18 protein-coding genes are annotated in these 17,315 nt (G+C 56.4%); 2 read left to right on the forward strand and 16 right to left on the reverse strand.

Annotated elements, in window-relative coordinates:
• Positions 1 to 458: hypothetical protein (locus P8Z34_04870; protein ID MEJ2549995.1), on the forward strand; the 458-nt coding region annotated here is incomplete at its 5' end.
• Positions 459 to 481: 23 nt separating this feature from the next.
• Here P8Z34_04870 and P8Z34_04875 read toward each other — a convergent pair.
• The 15 genes from P8Z34_04875 to P8Z34_04945 form a co-directional block, all read right to left on the reverse strand.
• Positions 482 to 1,615, reverse strand: a complete 1,134-nt coding sequence (locus tag P8Z34_04875) for a GDSL-type esterase/lipase family protein (protein MEJ2549996.1) — start codon at positions 1,613 to 1,615, stop codon at positions 482 to 484.
• 18 nt (positions 1,616 to 1,633) lie between these two features.
• Positions 1,634 to 3,427 (reverse strand): carbamoyltransferase, encoded by a 1,794-nt coding sequence (locus P8Z34_04880; GenBank protein ID MEJ2549997.1) that lies wholly within the window; start codon positions 3,425 to 3,427, stop codon positions 1,634 to 1,636.
• Positions 3,427 to 3,945 (reverse strand): hypothetical protein, encoded by a 519-nt coding sequence (locus P8Z34_04885; protein ID MEJ2549998.1) that lies wholly within the window; start codon positions 3,943 to 3,945, stop codon positions 3,427 to 3,429. The genes P8Z34_04880 and P8Z34_04885 overlap by 1 nt, the downstream gene beginning before the upstream one ends.
• A gap of 31 nt (positions 3,946 to 3,976) precedes the next feature.
• Positions 3,977 to 4,162 (reverse strand): DUF5989 family protein, encoded by a 186-nt coding sequence (locus P8Z34_04890; GenBank protein ID MEJ2549999.1) that lies wholly within the window; start codon positions 4,160 to 4,162, stop codon positions 3,977 to 3,979.
• A gap of 130 nt (positions 4,163 to 4,292) precedes the next feature.
• On the reverse strand, positions 4,293 to 5,714 hold the full coding sequence (locus P8Z34_04895) for an efflux RND transporter periplasmic adaptor subunit (GenBank protein ID MEJ2550000.1): 1,422 nt from the start codon (positions 5,712 to 5,714) through the stop codon (positions 4,293 to 4,295).
• A 59-nt stretch (positions 5,715 to 5,773) separates the two neighbouring features.
• Entirely contained in the window at positions 5,774 to 6,721 is a 948-nt protein-coding gene (locus tag P8Z34_04900; protein ID MEJ2550001.1) for an ABC transporter ATP-binding protein, read from the reverse strand.
• Between the two features lie 5 nt (positions 6,722 to 6,726).
• Complete coding sequence (locus P8Z34_04905; protein MEJ2550002.1) at positions 6,727 to 7,851, reverse strand: ABC transporter permease; 1,125 nt, start codon at positions 7,849 to 7,851, stop codon at positions 6,727 to 6,729.
• A gap of 10 nt (positions 7,852 to 7,861) precedes the next feature.
• Complete coding sequence (locus tag P8Z34_04910) at positions 7,862 to 8,995, reverse strand: ABC transporter permease (GenBank protein ID MEJ2550003.1); 1,134 nt, start codon at positions 8,993 to 8,995, stop codon at positions 7,862 to 7,864.
• A 1-nt stretch (position 8,996) separates the two neighbouring features.
• A complete protein-coding gene (locus P8Z34_04915; GenBank protein ID MEJ2550004.1) occupies positions 8,997 to 9,956 on the reverse strand; it encodes an ABC transporter ATP-binding protein in 960 nt (319 codons plus the stop codon).
• Positions 9,957 to 9,965: 9 nt separating this feature from the next.
• On the reverse strand, positions 9,966 to 10,235 hold the full coding sequence (locus P8Z34_04920) for a hypothetical protein (protein MEJ2550005.1): 270 nt from the start codon (positions 10,233 to 10,235) through the stop codon (positions 9,966 to 9,968).
• Between the two features lie 68 nt (positions 10,236 to 10,303).
• Positions 10,304 to 10,906 carry a TetR/AcrR family transcriptional regulator gene (locus P8Z34_04925; protein ID MEJ2550006.1) on the reverse strand — a complete coding sequence of 201 codons (603 nt, stop codon included), beginning with the start codon at positions 10,904 to 10,906 and terminating at the stop codon, positions 10,304 to 10,306.
• A gap of 83 nt (positions 10,907 to 10,989) precedes the next feature.
• Positions 10,990 to 11,916, reverse strand: a complete 927-nt coding sequence (locus P8Z34_04930) for a patatin-like phospholipase family protein (GenBank protein MEJ2550007.1) — start codon at positions 11,914 to 11,916, stop codon at positions 10,990 to 10,992.
• Between the two features lie 46 nt (positions 11,917 to 11,962).
• The gene (locus P8Z34_04935) at positions 11,963 to 12,448 is read right to left on the reverse strand and encodes a nitroreductase family deazaflavin-dependent oxidoreductase (GenBank protein MEJ2550008.1); all 486 of its coding nucleotides are present in this window, start codon (positions 12,446 to 12,448) and stop codon (positions 11,963 to 11,965) included.
• Positions 12,441 to 12,704 (reverse strand): ferredoxin family protein, encoded by a 264-nt coding sequence (locus P8Z34_04940; protein ID MEJ2550009.1) that lies wholly within the window; start codon positions 12,702 to 12,704, stop codon positions 12,441 to 12,443. Before P8Z34_04940 ends, P8Z34_04935 begins: the two co-directional genes overlap by 8 nt.
• Before the next feature lie 4 nt (positions 12,705 to 12,708).
• Positions 12,709 to 14,331 carry a methyltransferase domain-containing protein gene (locus P8Z34_04945; GenBank protein MEJ2550010.1) on the reverse strand — a complete coding sequence of 541 codons (1,623 nt, stop codon included), beginning with the start codon at positions 14,329 to 14,331 and terminating at the stop codon, positions 12,709 to 12,711.
• 118 nt (positions 14,332 to 14,449) lie between these two features.
• Between P8Z34_04945 and P8Z34_04950 the strand changes: the two genes are divergently transcribed.
• On the forward strand, positions 14,450 to 15,208 hold the full coding sequence (locus tag P8Z34_04950; protein ID MEJ2550011.1) for a DsbA family protein: 759 nt from the start codon (positions 14,450 to 14,452) through the stop codon (positions 15,206 to 15,208).
• An 87-nt stretch (positions 15,209 to 15,295) separates the two neighbouring features.
• Here the strand turns inward: P8Z34_04950 and P8Z34_04955 are convergent, their stop codons facing one another.
• Complete coding sequence (locus tag P8Z34_04955) at positions 15,296 to 17,089, reverse strand: EAL domain-containing protein (protein ID MEJ2550012.1); 1,794 nt, start codon at positions 17,087 to 17,089, stop codon at positions 15,296 to 15,298.
• Positions 17,090 to 17,315 lie beyond the last annotated feature (226 nt).

Below are 17,315 nucleotides of genomic sequence, written 5' to 3' on the forward strand. Positions count from 1 at the left end.
TGCCCAAGACGCTGCTGGCGCTGATCGCCGGGACCGTCACGGGCACCGCATTTCTGGGCATCCTGTATATCTGGTTGGGAGTCTGGCCGGGAAGGTTTCTGTGGGCGGTATGGCTGCTCTTCGGCCTTGTGGCGTTGTTCTGGATCGCACTGGCCCTGGCAGTCGGATTGCGCGCCCGCAGCTACATGCCCGGGGCGATTGGAGCCGTGTTGGGCGCGCTGATCGTGTTTTTCGTCAGCGGGGGTCTGAATCTATGGCGCTGGAATGCCCACAACGTCAATTGGTTCTCGTGGCTCTTTCCCTACATCTACGCCGTCGATCCCCTGCGGGACATGATCCTTTTCAATGCCTGGCCTGTCGATTGGAACTCGGCGCTGTCGATCACGGGCGCATTTGCTGTAGTTTCATTGGCAGCAGGCTGGAGCTTCAGCGCGCACAGAATTCGACGATTGGGATGAATATAAATCCCCCGATTCCAGTTTCAATCTTTGTCAACAAGTCCAGCACGGATCAGGAATTCGAGGATTTCATTCGCCGCAAGCTCGTGACCAGCCACGTTCCAATGCCCATCGGCCGGGAAATAGAGCATTTCGCCCGCAAGCGCTCTTTCGCGAAACGCGGGCAATAAATCCACGAAGTAGATGCCCCGCACATCACAGAAATCCGCCAGTCTTTGTGCGACGTTATTGAGTTGCGTCACATCCACGTCCGGCATTACGTCTTCTAGATATGGCCAATAAACGTGTTCACGATTGGGGATAAAGACCACCACCAGACTGGCCTCGTGCCTGGAAGCAAGATCGGCAGCATCCTCGAGTGCAGCTTCGGTCAACTCCCAACCGCGCTGCACCTGCGGATCTTCCGGATCGGTCATTTGCCAAGCATAGGTGCCATAACGCAAATACATTCCGTCTTCGTCATACTCCCCGGAACCGGAATCTGGTAGCAGGAACAGCTCGGGATTGACCAAGGCAGCAAAGAATTGGAAGCTGCGTAAACTGAAGGGGAATGGCAGCTCAGCATTCTTGGACACACCTTCAGGCGTCCACTCGAGGTAATTGGATGCACCGGAGAGCCGAAAATCTTGTGCAGCGGTGCTTTCGGGCAGATCATTGCCGAAGAAAGTCCAGATCCAGACGTGTGTCTCCAGCGGAATGGCGTACCGGCGAATGGCGGAAGGATAGACGTATGAATTCCACCCCGCCCAACCGAGGTTTGCCACGCGCAGGCCGCTTTGCGTTTCCAAACGCTTGGGCCAGCTTTCCTCCATGGCAACCCCAAAACCGAAGGTGAAGGAATCTCCGATTGCAGCGATATCATAACTGCCCGTGAAAGCTTCATCTCGCAATCCGTCCGCATTGGTCTGCACACGAAAACTAAATTCGGGATGCCCCGTGATCAACGTATCCTGGTTGGGTTTCAGGTGCAGCAGCAGCTCGGAATCCGGCTCCCAAATAGATTCCAATTTTTCGATCAAGGAGAATCGGTTGGGCACCGGCAGAATACGCAGCGCGATTTCGAGGCATATCAACGCAAGTAGGATACCAAAGAGAATCAGCAGAAAACGGGATAGCACATATCGCAGGAGTTTACGGGTGGAGTTTCCGGACTTCATACTCTCAGCTTTTTACGCTCACTTCTTGCGGACGATGCAATCTTCAATGTAGAGACTGTCGATCCCAGACCGTTGGAAGGTGTTGAGGGCATCCTCTGGAGATGCCACGATCGGTTCTCCGCGCAGGTTGAAGGATGTGTTCAGCAGAACGGGTACTCCGGTCTCCTCGGCGAAGCGTTCGACCAAACGGTAGTAGCGCGGGTTCCATTCCATGCGAATCGTCTGCAGCCGGCCTGAGCCGCCTGCGTGAGTCACAGCGGGAATAGCCGCTCGTTTCTCTTCGATCACAGGAAAGACCATGAGCATGTAGCGCAAAGGATAGTGCCGTTTTGGCTCCGTCAGACCCTCATAGAATTCAGCGGCGCGTTCTTCGAGCACCACCGGCGCGAAGGGCCGGAATGGTTCCCGGAATTTGATCTTGGTATTAACGATCTCCTTCATATCCGCACGACGCGGATCGGCCAATATGGAACGGTTTCCCAATGCGCGCGGTCCCCACTCAAAGCGGCCCTGATAGATACTGATCACCTTTCCTGCCATCAAATCCTGTAACATCGCCGCGATCATCGCTTCCTCATCATTCACCCGTTCGAATCGAACAGAAGCGTTTTCCAGGCGATCATGTACATCATCCGGGGAGTAGCCCTTGCCCCAATAACTGTGCTCCTGCACAAATTTCCGCCTCTTTCCCAATAAAACATGGTAGACGTATAAGGCTGCGCCCAGCGCGCCACCCGAATCGCCGGCCGCAGGTTGTATCCAAACCTCCTCGAAAGGCGTCTCTCGGAGCAGACGGCCGTTCGCCACGCTGTTCAATGCCACACCTCCGGCCATGCACAGTCGTTTTGATCCGGTACGCTCGTGAAGGTTTCGGGCAATACTGAGCAGTGTTTCCTCGGTCACGTGCTGAATGCTGGCGGCGATGTCCGCATAATACTGGTTTTTTCGCGCGACCTCCTCGTCCCAATCCGGATGATCGCGTTTCGGATGCGTTGTCGGTGTGAAGAAGACGGAATCGTGCACCCGTGGCGTGCCAAACAGCCGTTCGAAGCGGTTGTTGAAAGTGCGCGAAGAGGAATGATGGTAGCTGAAATAATCCATGTTGAGACGAAAACCACCATCAACTGAGACCTCGAGCAGCTTGTAGATGTCCTCCACCCGGTTTGCGCGCCCGTAGGGCGCCATGCCCATTACTTTATATTCTCCGTTATTAACCCGAAAACCGAGGAATGCGGTGAAAGCCGAATATAAGAGGCCGAGTGAATGTGGAAAGCGAGTTTCAGAAAACAGTGTGATTTCATTGCAGCCTTTGCCATCCCAGCAAGCGCGGCCTTTGCCTACGCTTGTCGTGGTCCATTCACCAACGCCATCGACGGTAAGGATGGCTGCCTCTTCGTAAGGAGAAGCAAAGAAGGCACTTGCGGCATGGGAAAGATGGTGCTCGACGAAAAGCACCTTCTCTTCGGGAATACCGAGGAATTTCGCCAGCGCCCCCTTGATCCACAGTTTTTCATCGAACCAGGCGATCATCGCTTCGCCAAAAGTCTTCCAAGAATTGGGGAATGTGCCCAGGCAGGACATCAGAATACGTTCGAATTTAAGCAGCGGTTTCTCGTAGAAAACTACGTAGTCCAGGTCGCGGCCGCTGATCCCCGCCTGCCGCAAACAAAATTCGATCGCAGAAACGGGAAACCCATAATCATGCTTGCGGCGGCTGAAACGCTCCTCCTCGGCCGCAGCGACGAGGTTACCTTCTTTCAACAAGGCAGCGGCAGAATCATGATAGAAGCAGGATACGCCGAGAATGATCATCAAAATTGCCGTTGGGCTTCTTCCATGTCTGCCTGGAGTGATTCACGCTGGATCCAATAAGATGCGGGAGATGATTCGCGTATATGCAGTGGATCGCTGAAAAGACGCAGGATGAAACCCCAGGGAGTTATCACGAAGAAGTAGAAAAGAATCAGAAGCATGCGTCCCTGATAATTTCCCATTCTGGCCGAAAAGGACTTCCAGCCTTGCCAGGCCAAACGCCACCATACGCCAGTATGATCCGTCATGGATCGCGTTTTCTCCATCGGCTGCGATCCAAGGCGAATGCGCGTCATACAGCCAGCCAGTATCACGACAGCAGGAAGCCAGACGAGCAGCGCCAGACTTTTTCCCAAAGCTGGATACGTTATGAGTCCGAAGAAACAGAGCAGGACCAGGGTGCCGAAATCTACCAGGCCCGGCGCGGCGACTCGCCCCGATCCGGCGAAGATTGCCGCTCCGCTGGAATAGGCCATCATGATCAGAATCAAGAACAAGACGATACTCAAAATGTCCATTTAGCGTCTCAAAAGAACAGCGGCGGTTAGGTTAGAAAAGAGTGTAGATGAAGGGCGCAATCGCCGATCCCTGGGCGAACACCAGCATCACCACCACCAGAATCAAGATGACCACCATGGGGATCAACCACCAGCGTTTTCGCTTCCATAGAAAGGTAAGCAATTCTCCGATGATTCCCATGCGGGAAAGTAGACTGCTGCGAGGTTGTTCACTCATTCGCCCCTCCAAACATTGATGCCCACTATAGCACAGTGCGGATTTCGCAGCGAACTCGACCCGTCATGAAAAAAAGAGCCGCCCAGGAGGGCGGCTCCATAGTGCCGGACCACGTAGACAGCATCGAAAGTCATTCCGCAGCGGTCACGAACACCACATCTGCCGGCATGCCGGGTTTGAGCGAATTGCTCGAATCTTCTACCGACAAATCAACCGCGTAAACCGTTGTCTGGCGGTCTTCCTGGGTTTGCACGTTGCGCGGGGTGTACTCCGCCTGGTTTGCGATGCGTATCACGACCGCCTGGAAAGTCTGGTCGGGGAACGAATCCACGCTCACTTCGGCCTCGTCACCGATGTCGATCTGCCCGTAGCGATCCTCCGGCAGATAAACGGTGATGGTCAGACGGTCCAGCTGCCCGATGGTCATAAGCGTCATTCCCGGTACGGCCACCTCTCCGGGCTCGACGCTGCGCGTCATCACCACGCCCGACACCGCGGACTCGACGGTCAGTTTCTCGAGCTGCACTTCGAGCAAATCCAGGGCCGCCTGGGTTTGCGCCTCGGCCGTTCCGGCTTGTTCCACCGCAGCTTGCGCCTGGTTTACGGCGGCCTGCGCCACGGTCAAATTCGCTTCGGCCTGTTTGACTCCGGCCTGCGCAGCCTGCACGCGCAGCGATTCACGTCCCACCAGAAGCTGATCGCGTTGGTCCAATGCGGTCTCGTAGCGTTCGATCGCCACAGCCAGATGGGCGCGTGCTTCGAGCACGTCCTTGGCCTCTTCCTCACTCAGCAGCGAATCGTAATCGTCCTGCGCCGCCTCCAGCTCGTCCTTCGCTTTGTCGTAGATATCGTCGATGAAATCGTCCATGTAGCTTCGATCCAACGAGGCAACCCGCCGTTCCCAGAGTTCCCGGGCCACTTCAAACGCAGCCTGCGCATCCAACAATCGCTCTTGCGCGGCGGTCAACTTATCGGACCCCGTTGCCTTAATAACGGCCTCGTAATTGGTCCGTTCCTCCTCCAGCATTTTACTCGCCGCATCGATCTCGGCTTCAGCGCCGGCGAGGTACTCCGATTGCTCGAAATACCAGGCGGGCAGATCGAAGCTGTAGGGAAAGACCTCCGCCCAGGCCTGCGTGCGAGTGGGGGAATCCTGGGCTCGAGCGGCCGCCAGTTCCATTTCATACTGCAAGTTGGCCAATTCCACGCCCGCTTGCGCGGCTGATAACCCGGCTTTGGCCGAATCGAGCATGCTTTGCGCCGCACTCCGGCTGGCCAGTGCGGATTTGTGGGCCGCCTCGGCCTGTGCGATCTGTTGGGTCAAAGCTTCACCGTCCATGCGGAAGAGCGCCTCGCCCGCCTGGACGGAATCGCCTTCCTCCACGAACACTTCGACCACTCGCCCCGCCAGTTCCGGCGCCACGACCACCTCGACGGCTTCGACCACTCCGGAAGCACGAAGCTGATTCGATCCGCCGCCGGAACATGCACTCAGCACTCCGCCCAACAGGATGATACCGATCATTAGCCAATGGATTCGTTTTTCACGCATGTAAACCTCCTGCTTTCAAACTCGACGGAGATGGATCTCCGATCGAGCCAACTTTTCCATCAACGCATACTGGCGATAAATACGTCTTCCAGCGAGGGCTCGACGACCGTGATCGTGCCCGGGTCGATGCTTGCCCCGCGCAGTTCCTTCCGGATGGCCTTCTCACTCGCCTGCACGTCGGCTACCGTCACGTGGAGCAGTGATCCGTATAATTCCACACTTTCCAGCGCCAACTTGCCGGATTCCTGTGCCGCACGCAGTACCTTGACCGCTCGTTCGGCGTCCGCAGGCGCGATCTCCAGAACCTGGCCGCGCATCATGCTTTCCTTGATCGATCTCGGCGAGCCGCGTGCGATGATCTTGCCGCGCTGGAGGAAAGCCAGACGGTGGCAGTGTTCCGCCTCATCCATGTAATGGGTGGTGACGAAGACCGTCACGCCCTGGACGATCAAATCGTAGAGCAAATCCCAAAACGCCCGCCGCGATACCGGATCGACGCCGGCCGTCGGTTCATCCAGGAAGACCAGTTCGGGACGGTGAAGGATCGCCGCGCTCAGCGCCAAACGCTGGCGCCAGCCGCCGGAAAGTTCGCGCGTTTTCGAGTGCTCGTGCTCCTCCAGCCCGGCCATCTTCAGGGCTGTCTGGATGCGCTCTTCCAATTCCGCATTGGAAAGCCCGTAGACCTTGCCGTAGAAAGTGAGATTGTGGCGCACGGTGAGATCGTTGTACAGGCTGAAACGCTGGGACATGTAACCCACCCGGCTCCGAATGCGTTCCGGGTGCTCGAGCACCGGCACCCCCAGCACCTGCACCGTGCCCTGGGTGGGCTTCAACAAACCGAGCATCATACGAATCGTGGTCGTTTTTCCCGAGCCATTGGGGCCTAGGAATCCGAAGATTTCCCCACGATGCACCTCGAAATCGATCCCATCGACTGCGGTGAAATCACCGAACTGTTTGGTCAAGTCCCGGGCGATGATCGCCCTGTTGTTGTCCTTCGTATTCATCTCGATCAACTCAATGCACGCCGTACGTAGCGCAGCGAAACGGTTCCAATGACCACGCCTAACAATAGAAGCGCAATCAGGTTGGGCCACAATACTTGCAGATTGGCACCCTTGAGCATGATGCCGCGCACAATCGCCAACCAGTGTTGGGCAGGAATGAATTGAGCGACGCCCTGCAGGAACTTGGGCATCGACTCGACCGGTGCGGCGTAGCCCGTAAACATGAAGTCGACCATTCCTATGATCATCACCAGCAGGAAAGCCTGATGTTGGCTGCGCGAAAATACTGAAATCGCCAAGCCCTTGGCCAATTCGACGAACAAGTAACCCAGGGCAAGGAATAACAATAACGGCAGCGAGCCGCGGATCGGCACCTTGAAGACAAAATGCACCATGTTGAGCATCAAGACGAAATCGAAAAAGCCGATCAGAATGACCGGAATGGATTTGCCGATGATGATCTCCAACGAAGTGAACGGCATCACCAGCAGTTGTTCAAGCGTGCCCAGTTCTCGTTCGCGCGAGAAGGACAGGGCAGCGAAGAGCAGCACCGTAAACTCCAGCATCAAAGCCAACTCTGCCGGCGTGGTGTAATAGGCTTCGTTGAACGATTCGTTGTACCAGGTGCGCACGCTGAAATCGAATCCGGCGAATTCCTCCGCATCGATCCCCAGGCGCTTGACGGCAATCTCCTGCCCCATCTCGCGTGCAAGCCCTTCCACAGCGCGCAACGCCGCCGTGGCCGGCGTGCTTTCGGCGCCGTTGAGCAGCACCGCCAGGATGGGAATCTGGTTGGCGGAAGCCATCTTCTCCGAGAAATCGGGTGGGATGATCACGGCGGCGTAAATATTGCCTTGCACCATGGCTTCACGGATGGGCGCCTCATCATAGACCAGCGCATCCAGGGTGAACGTACCGGTGTTCTCCAGGGCCGTAATCACCCGACGGCTTGCCGCTGACTGGTCTTCGTCTAAAACCATCAAAGGCAAATTGGTCATCGGGCGCGATGTCGCCCATCCCACGAGGGTCAATTCCATTACGCCGCCAATCAACATAAACGCCGGCATCCACCAATCGTAGCGCAGGTGATAGAACTCTTTGACCGCCAATGCCCAAATTCGACGAAACATGCTTACCTCGTTAACCCAGTTTCTTGCGGAAAAACAACGCTGCGACGGCCGAGAAGGCTACGCCCAATCCGAACAACATGACCGCATACGGCCAGAGGACATCGAGTCCCACGCCTGGCAAGAAGATGCCGCGGGTAATGATGGCGAAGTGCGTTCCCGGCAACACCAGAGATTCCATGCGCATCACCTCCGGCAGGGCGGCGATGGGAAAGAAAATGCCGGTCAGGAAAAACGCCGGGAAGAAAATCACCAGGAAGGAAAGCGCCAACGCCGCTGCCTGGGTGCGGATAAAAACGCCGATAATTGTGCCCATACTCAGAATGGCGAAAAGGAAGATCGCCGACAACAGGAAAAAGAGCAGGTAATTGCCGTGAAAGGGGATTCGAAAGACGAGGAAGGCAATGGCTGGAATGAGAATCACGTTCACCAACCCCACGAGAACGTAGGGCAGCATCTTCCCCAGGATCAATTCGGATCTACCGACGGGCGTGGCGATGAGTTGCTCCAACGTACCGTGTTCGCGCTCGCGCGCCAAAGTCAACGCCACCGACATCGCGGGAAGCCCCAAAACGAGGGAGATCAAACCGGGAACCACGTCGTTTTTCGATTTCAACCCCGGGTTGAACCAGGTGCGCACACGCAAATCCAGCATCTGCAGCGAGCCGCTCGGCGCGCCCAAGGCCTCGAGATTCCGGGTCAATTCCTGGCTGATGAACTCCTCCGTACGCCAGGCGATTTGATCGAGGGCGTGTGTACCGCTATGCGGTTCGGTGCCGTCGATGATCACCAGCAGCGGCATGCTGCGCATGGCAAGCAATTCCTCGGCGAAACGCGGATTAACCACGATGGCGGCCTTGATTTTGCCACGCAGCAACAGCGCATCGATTTCCTCGAACTCGTTTACCTGCGCGATCAAATCGAGATCGTCTCCCGCCGTCATGCGCTGGATAAAGGCACGCGAAGTCGGGCTGTGATCGTAGTCCAACACCGCGATGGGCACGTGCTGAATGTTCACCGTCATGGCAAAGCCCATCAGGAACAGCACCAGCGTCGGTGCCAGGAGGACCAGACCCAGCGTGATCGGATCACGCATGATGTGGTTGTACTCTTTGACCGCCACGGCCCACAATCGACGCAACGACACCTCAGACCTCCTGTTCGCTTTCGACAGTAGCTTCCCGCTCGCGGATGAGCGAAATGAACGCTTCTTCCATGCGGGCCGGTGCCTGGCGAATCTCTGCTCCTTGCAAACCTTCCTTGCGCAGAAACTCCCCGATTTGGGGAATGCGTTTAGCAGCAGAGTCCACCACCAGGTGGAGTTCTTCTCCGTAAGTCTGCACCTGGCGGATACCCGGGATCTTCTCAATCAAATGCCGCACGCTGCGCCAATCTTCGTGGCGGATCACGACGACGTCGCCGTGAATTTCGGCACGCAAGCGACGCGGCGTATCACAGCGAATCATGTGCCCGTTGTACATCAGGCCGACCCGCAAACAGCGGTCGGCTTCATCCATGTAAGGCGTGCTGACCACGATCGTCGTACCACCCAGATGCAGTTCGGTCAGGATGCCCCAAAACTCACGCCGAGAAATCGGATCCACACCGGTGGTCGGTTCGTCGAGCAAGAGGATCTCCGGTTCGTGAATCAAGGTGCAGGCCAAGGCAAGTTTCTTCTGCATGCCGCCGGACAACTGCGCACCGCGACGGTCTTTGAACTCGGTCAGACCGGCGAACGCCAGCAAGCGTTCCATGCGCGGCCCGATTTCGACGTCCGTCACGTCGTACATCTTGGCGAAGAAGCGCAGATTCTCCACGACGCTCAATTCCCCGTACAGACTGAAGATCTGCGCCATGTACCCGACGTGATGCTTGATCGCCTCAGGTTGGCGTTTGAGATCGAATCCAGCGACGGTTGCCGACCCATCGGAGATATCCAGCAAGCCGGCCAATAGCCGCAGCGTGGTCGTCTTGCCGGCGCCGTCCGGGCCCACCAAACCGAACAATTCGCCTGAGGCTATCGCCAGGTCGAGGGATGCGAGCGCACGCACTTCTTTGAAGTCGCGCGTCAGTCCACGCGTCTCGATGATCGGCGCGTTGTCTTTCATGGTGAACGACTACTGCCTCGCTCTGCGGATCGCCCAAAGAACGATTAAGGCCCCGAGCGCCGGCTCCAATGCCACCCCGAGGTATTTCATCGTTTCGCTGAACCCCATGGCCGGGATGACGTACCAGTCGAGCAGCCCAATGATGATGCAGGTAACGACCGCCACGATGTAATCCCCCTGGACGCCCATGGGACGATTTTCCTTCCAGATTGCGCCGGCGACGGCGCCGACAATCAAACCAACGACGATCATGACTGCGAGCAAGATGAGGATTTCCATTTTATTTTCTCCTTTGATACATCCTGGCAAAGTTCGGAGAACGTAATGAACGTTGCTGTCGATCCCAGTCAACCATGCGGCGATAACGACTCGATGATTAAATTCGCCCCTGCACGTAAATGCCGCTCCAGAACGACCACGTCTGGAATGGCGGCCCACAAGACAAACATACCTTCGATGAATGCACCGATGGTTATCGCGACGTCTTCAGCATTCACCTTTCGGAATTCACCGTTGTCGACGCCTTTTTGGATGATGGGTATAGCGATGTCAAAAAAATTTTTATAGTAGCTGCCAAGAACTTCTTTGACACGCTTCTTTCGCAATAGCATCGCCCAGAATTCATACATGATGGGCACCAAATACTCATCGTTTGTGATGTCATCCAGCGTCAATTCAAGATAACGTACCAATTTTTCCTTGGCCGGGATGTCGGCATCGATGAAGGCGCCCATTTGCTCGAATTCACGGGCAAACATGCGGTCCATGATGCCCTGGATGATGGCGTCCTTGCCATCGAAGTACCAATACAAAGCGCCCTTGCTCAGCCCCGCCTGCTTGGCGATGTCATCCATACGCGCGCCATGGAAACCGGAACGAGCGAAAACTTCCATCGCAGCTTCCAGGATCTGCTCTTTTCGTTCTTCACTCACGTCAGGACGTGGCGCCATATCAACCTCAAAATAATAAACTGACCGGTCAGTCAATATTGACAATACAAAGTTTTACGTTCATTGTCAAGCGCAACGCGCATCTACTCCTGGTCGATCAGGGGTGAAACACGATCCTGTTTTACGATCCTGCTGGCAAACCAACTTCGCAAGCGCACCCAGGGAGTGTATGAAAAACGCAGCGGCTCCGCCTCAAGCTGTTGTGTGGCATACGTTCGCCCCATATCCATCAATCGTTCGGCCTGGGTGTAATCCCAGAAGGCGATGTCCGTCGGAGCCGGCAGACGAATCACGCGCAGCGAGGCGCCGGACGCCTTCGCCGCGGCGACCTCCCGGGTCCCCTGTGCCTCCACCATTAAGGACACAGCGTATGAGGTCATGCCCAGAATACCCTTGGCAGTTTCTTTCGAGCCCATGGCGTGGGTCACATCGAGGGCAAGGATCTGGGTGGCGCCTCGATCGATCGCCACCCGGATGGGAAGCTTCGTATATACTCCACCATCCAGATAGCGCTGATCACCTACCAGCCAGGGAGGAAAATACGGCGGTACGGCCGTACTCGCCATGGCGCCATCGATAACGCGGTCCGCATCTCGATCACCGAAAACGTGCAGTTCAGCCGTGTCCATATTGACTGCCGCGGCAAACGCCGGAACACCTGCACAGGCACGAAGTTGTCCGAAGGTATCCACATCCTGCGGCAAGTGGCGAAGCAGAAACGCTTCCAGGGCGTCCCCGGGCACCAGGCTGTCCTGCTGTCGAACCAACCTGCGAACCACACCGATCGCCGAGGGAATGCCCACTTCCTTGGGCCCTGCCGCGCGCCAGAGATCCTGCAAGCGGGCAACGCCGTCCAGGCTGGGATCGTAGGCGATGTAAATGGCGTTCAACGCACCCGCAGAAGTCCCCACCACCAGTTCGGGCTTAAAGCCCGAGAGGAAGATCGGATCCAATGCACCGGCTTGCATGGTGCCGTAATTTGCGGCCCCGCTCATCACTAGTGCCTTCATCGTAATATCCCCTCAAAGTAATGTATAAGGAACCCAATGGCTTCCATCAATCCAATTCGGGACGGACGGCAACGATCGGCATGACGCCGGCCAATGCACGATATCCCTGCGGCGTATGCTCCAATTGGTATCCGATCAAACGTCCCAATTGCCGGATGGCCGTTGGATGCCGCCGTGCATAATCCTGTATCTCTTCATACGCCTCGTCGAGTGGCAGTCGCTGCGCTATTGCGGCGAAACTTTTGCGTCCGACGTTCACCTCGACCCGCGGGGTCTTGCTGATATTCTGGAACCAATCCGACTTCTCCCCCCATCCCGAAGCGACGATGTAGGCGTCCGTTTCCTCGTCGTGGCGCATGACTTCAAGAACGACGCGGCGCGGCAGGCCGCTGACGCGGCCCGTATGAACCATCATCAAGGCACGCTGGTCCAGCAGCCAACCCAATCCGGCTCGATAGAGCAGGATGGGAAAACGGTAGACAATTCGCATCAGACCGCGCGGTGGCTGTACATCACGCAGCGTTTCAGTCATCGGGCACCTTCATTTCGATCGCATCCTGCGGGCACTGCAGCACGCAAGCGCCGCATGCGATGCAGAGTTCTCCATGCTCGAACGACACTTTTCGCTTTTCATAATCCGGCCGCCAACAACCGACCGGACATACTTCATAACACTGCCACGTACCGTTGCAGCGCTCGGGGTATAAATGAATCTGCATGGCGCGCAGGTTTAGCGCTAAATCGAGGTGTTCTTTGAGCAGTCCGACCATCGAAGGCGATTCCGGCATGCCTTCACCTCCAACCCAGCAGAATGGGAACCAGCCAATACGCCAATCCCAGAACGACGGCGACGATCGCTTCCCAGCCCCAGTTGGCCTGTTCTCCGCGCATAAGCGGCGACATTCCCTGTAATTCGGCGCCCACGAAAACCGAGAGGCCGGTCAAGCTGACAACGCGATTGAAAATATCCGGCAAGGCCGTGGAATCCACTCGCCACGAATAGAACAGCATCCCAGCCAACGCGATCAAGGTCAACGGCAGGCTCTTCGCCAAACCATCGTGTCCGGGCAGCCAGGGAAGCGAGATGGCGTAGAACAGCGACAATCCGAACATGGCCGCGAGCAGGGGCCAAAAACTGGAAGGCCAGATCAAGGCCACCGGAATGAGGATCATCAATCCATAGAAACCCAACGTGGCCGCCAACATCTCCAATCGATCCCGCAGTGGAAAGCGTACGTGGCGCATGTCGTCGGTTTTCTTCCTTCCGGCCTGGATGTACGCCGGCAGATCGACCGCACGCACGGGGCCCCAATGAACGCCCCACTTCGTCTGTTCGCGGATTGCCCATCCATCCACGCCGTTGGCACAGAGTTGAGGAAGGATCAGCGCATGATGCTTGACCACTTCATCCAGCCGGCTGGTACGCAAAGCGCCGATTATCCGCTCGGCGGTCAAAAAGCCGCCGCCCGCGGCACACCAGACGTTGATCCCACTGGAGTCGACCACAAGCAGCCAGACGTCCAGCCGGGTATCGATGGCCTTCACCAGGCGCCGGACGGTGAGATCGAAATTGCCGGTCACCAAAACCGGCGAATCGGGATTCGGGTCGCCTACGGAATACAAACCGGGTTCAACCTTTGGATACGGTGGAATGATGCGGAAAAAAATCGCCCAAAGATCGATCAACACGGTGCGCAGATTAACCCGATGGCGGAGGCGGCCTTTGAAGGAATCGGGCAATGACTGCGCCGATTCCGCGGGCTTGGGTTTCGCCAGATATAGACACAATGAGCCCAGCAGGTGAGAATCTACGACCTGCGCGCGATAGCCCGCACGATCGAGTTTCGTCTGAAAATCCCGCAGGGGATGCGTGGTCGCACGCGTCAGCAGCCAGGTAATGATCCGCAGGGGAAGATGCACCGCAGCTACTGCGAAGCGAGCAGCCCATCCCGACGGTGATATTTCATCCAAGATGGCCAATTGGCCACCGGGCGCCAGCAGGGTGAGGCAGGCCGTCAGCACGTACGCTTGCGCGTCCCGTGCCATCTCACTGACGGCCAGGCTGCTGACGATGAGATCGAAACTTGCCGGTTCAAAACGGTCGGCGATTAAAGCGGCGTCCATGTGTTTCAACTCGACGCTTTCATCCAACCCGGACGCAGCGAGCCGGTTCTCGGCTTGTGCCAGCATCCCGGCATCCAGATCGATCCCGACGACCTTAGCGCCCCTGGCCGCCATGGCGACGGTCAGCGCGCCGGTGCCGCAGCCGATTTCGAGTATGCGCATTCCCGGGCGAACGAGAAGCTCGACGAGCTGGTCCTGGAGCTTCTGAAGTTTTCCCAGGGTAAGCAGGCGGATACCGCGATCGTATTGTTCTGGCTGAGTCTCTAACCATTTCATGAAAACGGTGGCCATACGCATCCCTATGCACGGCTAAATCATAATAGACTGACCGGTCGGTTTATTATAGTATAAACCCGATCCATGCTCAGTCAAGCAAGATATAAACGATCCGTTATGCTATAATCCCAGCATGACCAATCAAGCAAAATCTCCCGCAACAGATGCATCCACCGAACCATCTGCAGAATCCAATGCGATCCTCTTGAAACGCAACGAGCTCTACGCCGCTTTGTTGCCACTTGCATTCGTTACCGGCATCGCCGTCGGATTCCTGTTCTGGGGCCGGCAACGACCCAACAACGTCGTGACGGAGGAGGCAAAAGCTCCGACCGCTCAACCCACCAGCGCTGCAGCCCAGGAGCCGACGCGTTTCGACATCGACGTCGACGATGACCCTGCCATCGGCCCGGAAAACGCTCCCATCACGATCGTGGAATTCAGCGACTTCGCATGTGGTTATTGCCGGCGCTTCCACGAACAAACCTTCGAAGCGCTGCTTGAAGAATATCCCGACCAGATTCGTTTCGTTTACCGGGATCTCCCCGTCGTCGGTGGATATGAAGCCGCACAAGCGGCCGAATGCGCCTACGAACAAGGGGAGTTTTGGGAATTCCACGATCTGCTCTTCTCGGGCGGGCTTGGACTGGACGAAAGCGCCTACCGCGAGTATGCCGAAGCCGTGGGCATCGATCCCGACTCGCTGATGGAATGCGTCAACGAGGAACGATATGCCGACGAAGTGGAAGAAGACGCACAGTATGCATTCAATCTGGGCGCAAACGGCACACCGACCTTTTTCATCAACGGGATCCCGCTCGTCGGCGCACGTCCGCTTTCGGATTTCGAAGCGATCATTGACAGAGAACTGGCGAACGAATCGCAGCAATAACCCGTCAGCGACATACAGCATAAGAAAAGCGCCGAAATCCTGTTCGACGCTTTTTTGATTCGACGAGCATGGGCCATCGAGGTCGTATCAAGCGATTTCTCGCCAGGCTTCTTCCTTCCTCGTTCGCTTCAATCCCGGCTGGGTAACGTCTTCCGGAGGTTCTGAACTCTCCATCAGCGTGCCTTTCGCCAGCAGAGCAGGCACTTCCGCTTCGTCGATCGGCTTTCCCAGATAAAAACCCTGCGCAGCATCGCAGCCCTGCGCGTAGAGTATCGAGAGCTGATTCATCGTCTCCACCCCTTCGGCGATGACTTCCAGGCGCAAACTGTGAGCCATGGCGATGATCGCCTTCGATATGGCAGCATCGTTGGAGTTGTTGGTCAAATCCTTGACGAAAGTCTGGGCAATCTTCAGGGTGTCGATGGGGAACTTGCGCAGATAGCTCAAGGATGAATATCCGGTGCCGAAATCATCGATCGAGATGCGCACGCCCAGGTCCTTCAAGCGCATCAAGGTCGAACTGCTGGTTTCGGTTTGCTCCATGAGGGTGCCTTCCGTGAGTTCCAATTCCAGGCGGCTTGGCGGCAACTCGCTTTCCATCAAGATGCGTCGGATGGAATCGAACAAATCGCCCTGCCGGAACTGGCGCGCCGACAAATTGACCGAAATCCGGAAAGGCCGGGGTTTTGCGTCCAGCCACTGCTGCGTGTGCTTACACGCTTTACGCATGACCCATTCGCCGATCGGGATGATCAACTCGGTCTCCTCCGCCAGGTCGATAAAGCGTTGGGGATAGAGCAGTCCATAATTGGGAAGATTCCAGCGAAGCAGCGCCTCCAGGCCGACGATTTTCCCGCTGCGAAGATTCACGATCGGTTGGTAGTGGAGCACGAGTTCATCCCGATCCAACGCGTGGTAAAGCCCACTGCGAAACGTCAGCCGTTCCGTGGCGCGCAAATTCATCTCAGCGGCGTAAAACTGGTAATTGCTGCAGCCTTTCTCCTTTGCCCGATACATCGACCGGTCTGCAAATTTCAACAGATCTTTTGCGTTTTTCGCATCCATCGGGTAGAGCGAAATGCCGATGCTCGTGGTGATAAAGACTTCACGGTCATTAACATGAAACGGCGGCGCCAACACGTTGATGATTTTTTGCGCCACGATGACAGGCACATCACTTTTCGGAAGCCCATCGAGAATGATGATGAATTCATCACCCCCCAAACGGGCGACGGTATCCGTAGCCCGCACGCATTTCTTGAGCCGCTCGGCAACGGCTTGAAGGATGATGTCTCCCGCGTCATGACCCAGCGTGTCGTTAACTACCTTGAAATTATCCAAATCGAGAAACATCAAGGCGACCTGTTCGTTGTTACGATCGGCACGCGCCAGCGCCTGCGCCAGACGATCCCTGAAAAGCGTGCGATTCGCAAGTCCCGTCAGATGATCGTATTGCGCGAGATACGCCAGACGCTCTTCGGCTTGCTTGCGTTCGATCGCATAGCGCAGAGAACGTGTGAGAAGATTGCTGTCCCCTTGCCCCTTCACCAGGCAATCCTGCGCGCCCGCCTTAATCGCCTGCACGACGACCCTCTCATCGGAGACGCTGCTCAAGGCCACAATGGTGAGATTTGGAAATTCCGAATTGACAACCCGGATCGAATCCACGCCTTGTGCGTCCGGCAAAGAAAGATCGAGCAGCACAATGTCGAAGGAATCTTTCCGGAGTCGATCGATCGCACGTTGAAGAATATTCTCGTGGAAAAACGAGAAGCCCTTCAGATTCGCATCATCGAGGATGCCCTGGATAATCCCCACCTCACCGGGCTTTTCCTCGACGAGCAGCACCTTGATCTCGTGCGAGTCCCTCATTTCATCCATCTTTCAGACTCTACCAACCTGTGACCTGCGTAATCAATACACACGCTCTCGAACGAAATTTGTCCATGAAGATCCGGGCCTGGTTGCTGGGCTGCTTCCAAGATAGTTGCGATGCGTAGAGGACGCTTCACGATACCGCCGAATGTACTTCGTAATCACACCTTATTAATATCGAATCAGGATGTCGATTGTTCCGCATCACTTTAATTACTACCGCCGAAACACA

The organism is Anaerolineales bacterium (genome assembly GCA_037382465.1).
Taxonomy (GTDB): domain Bacteria; phylum Chloroflexota; class Anaerolineae; order Anaerolineales; family E44-bin32; genus WVZH01.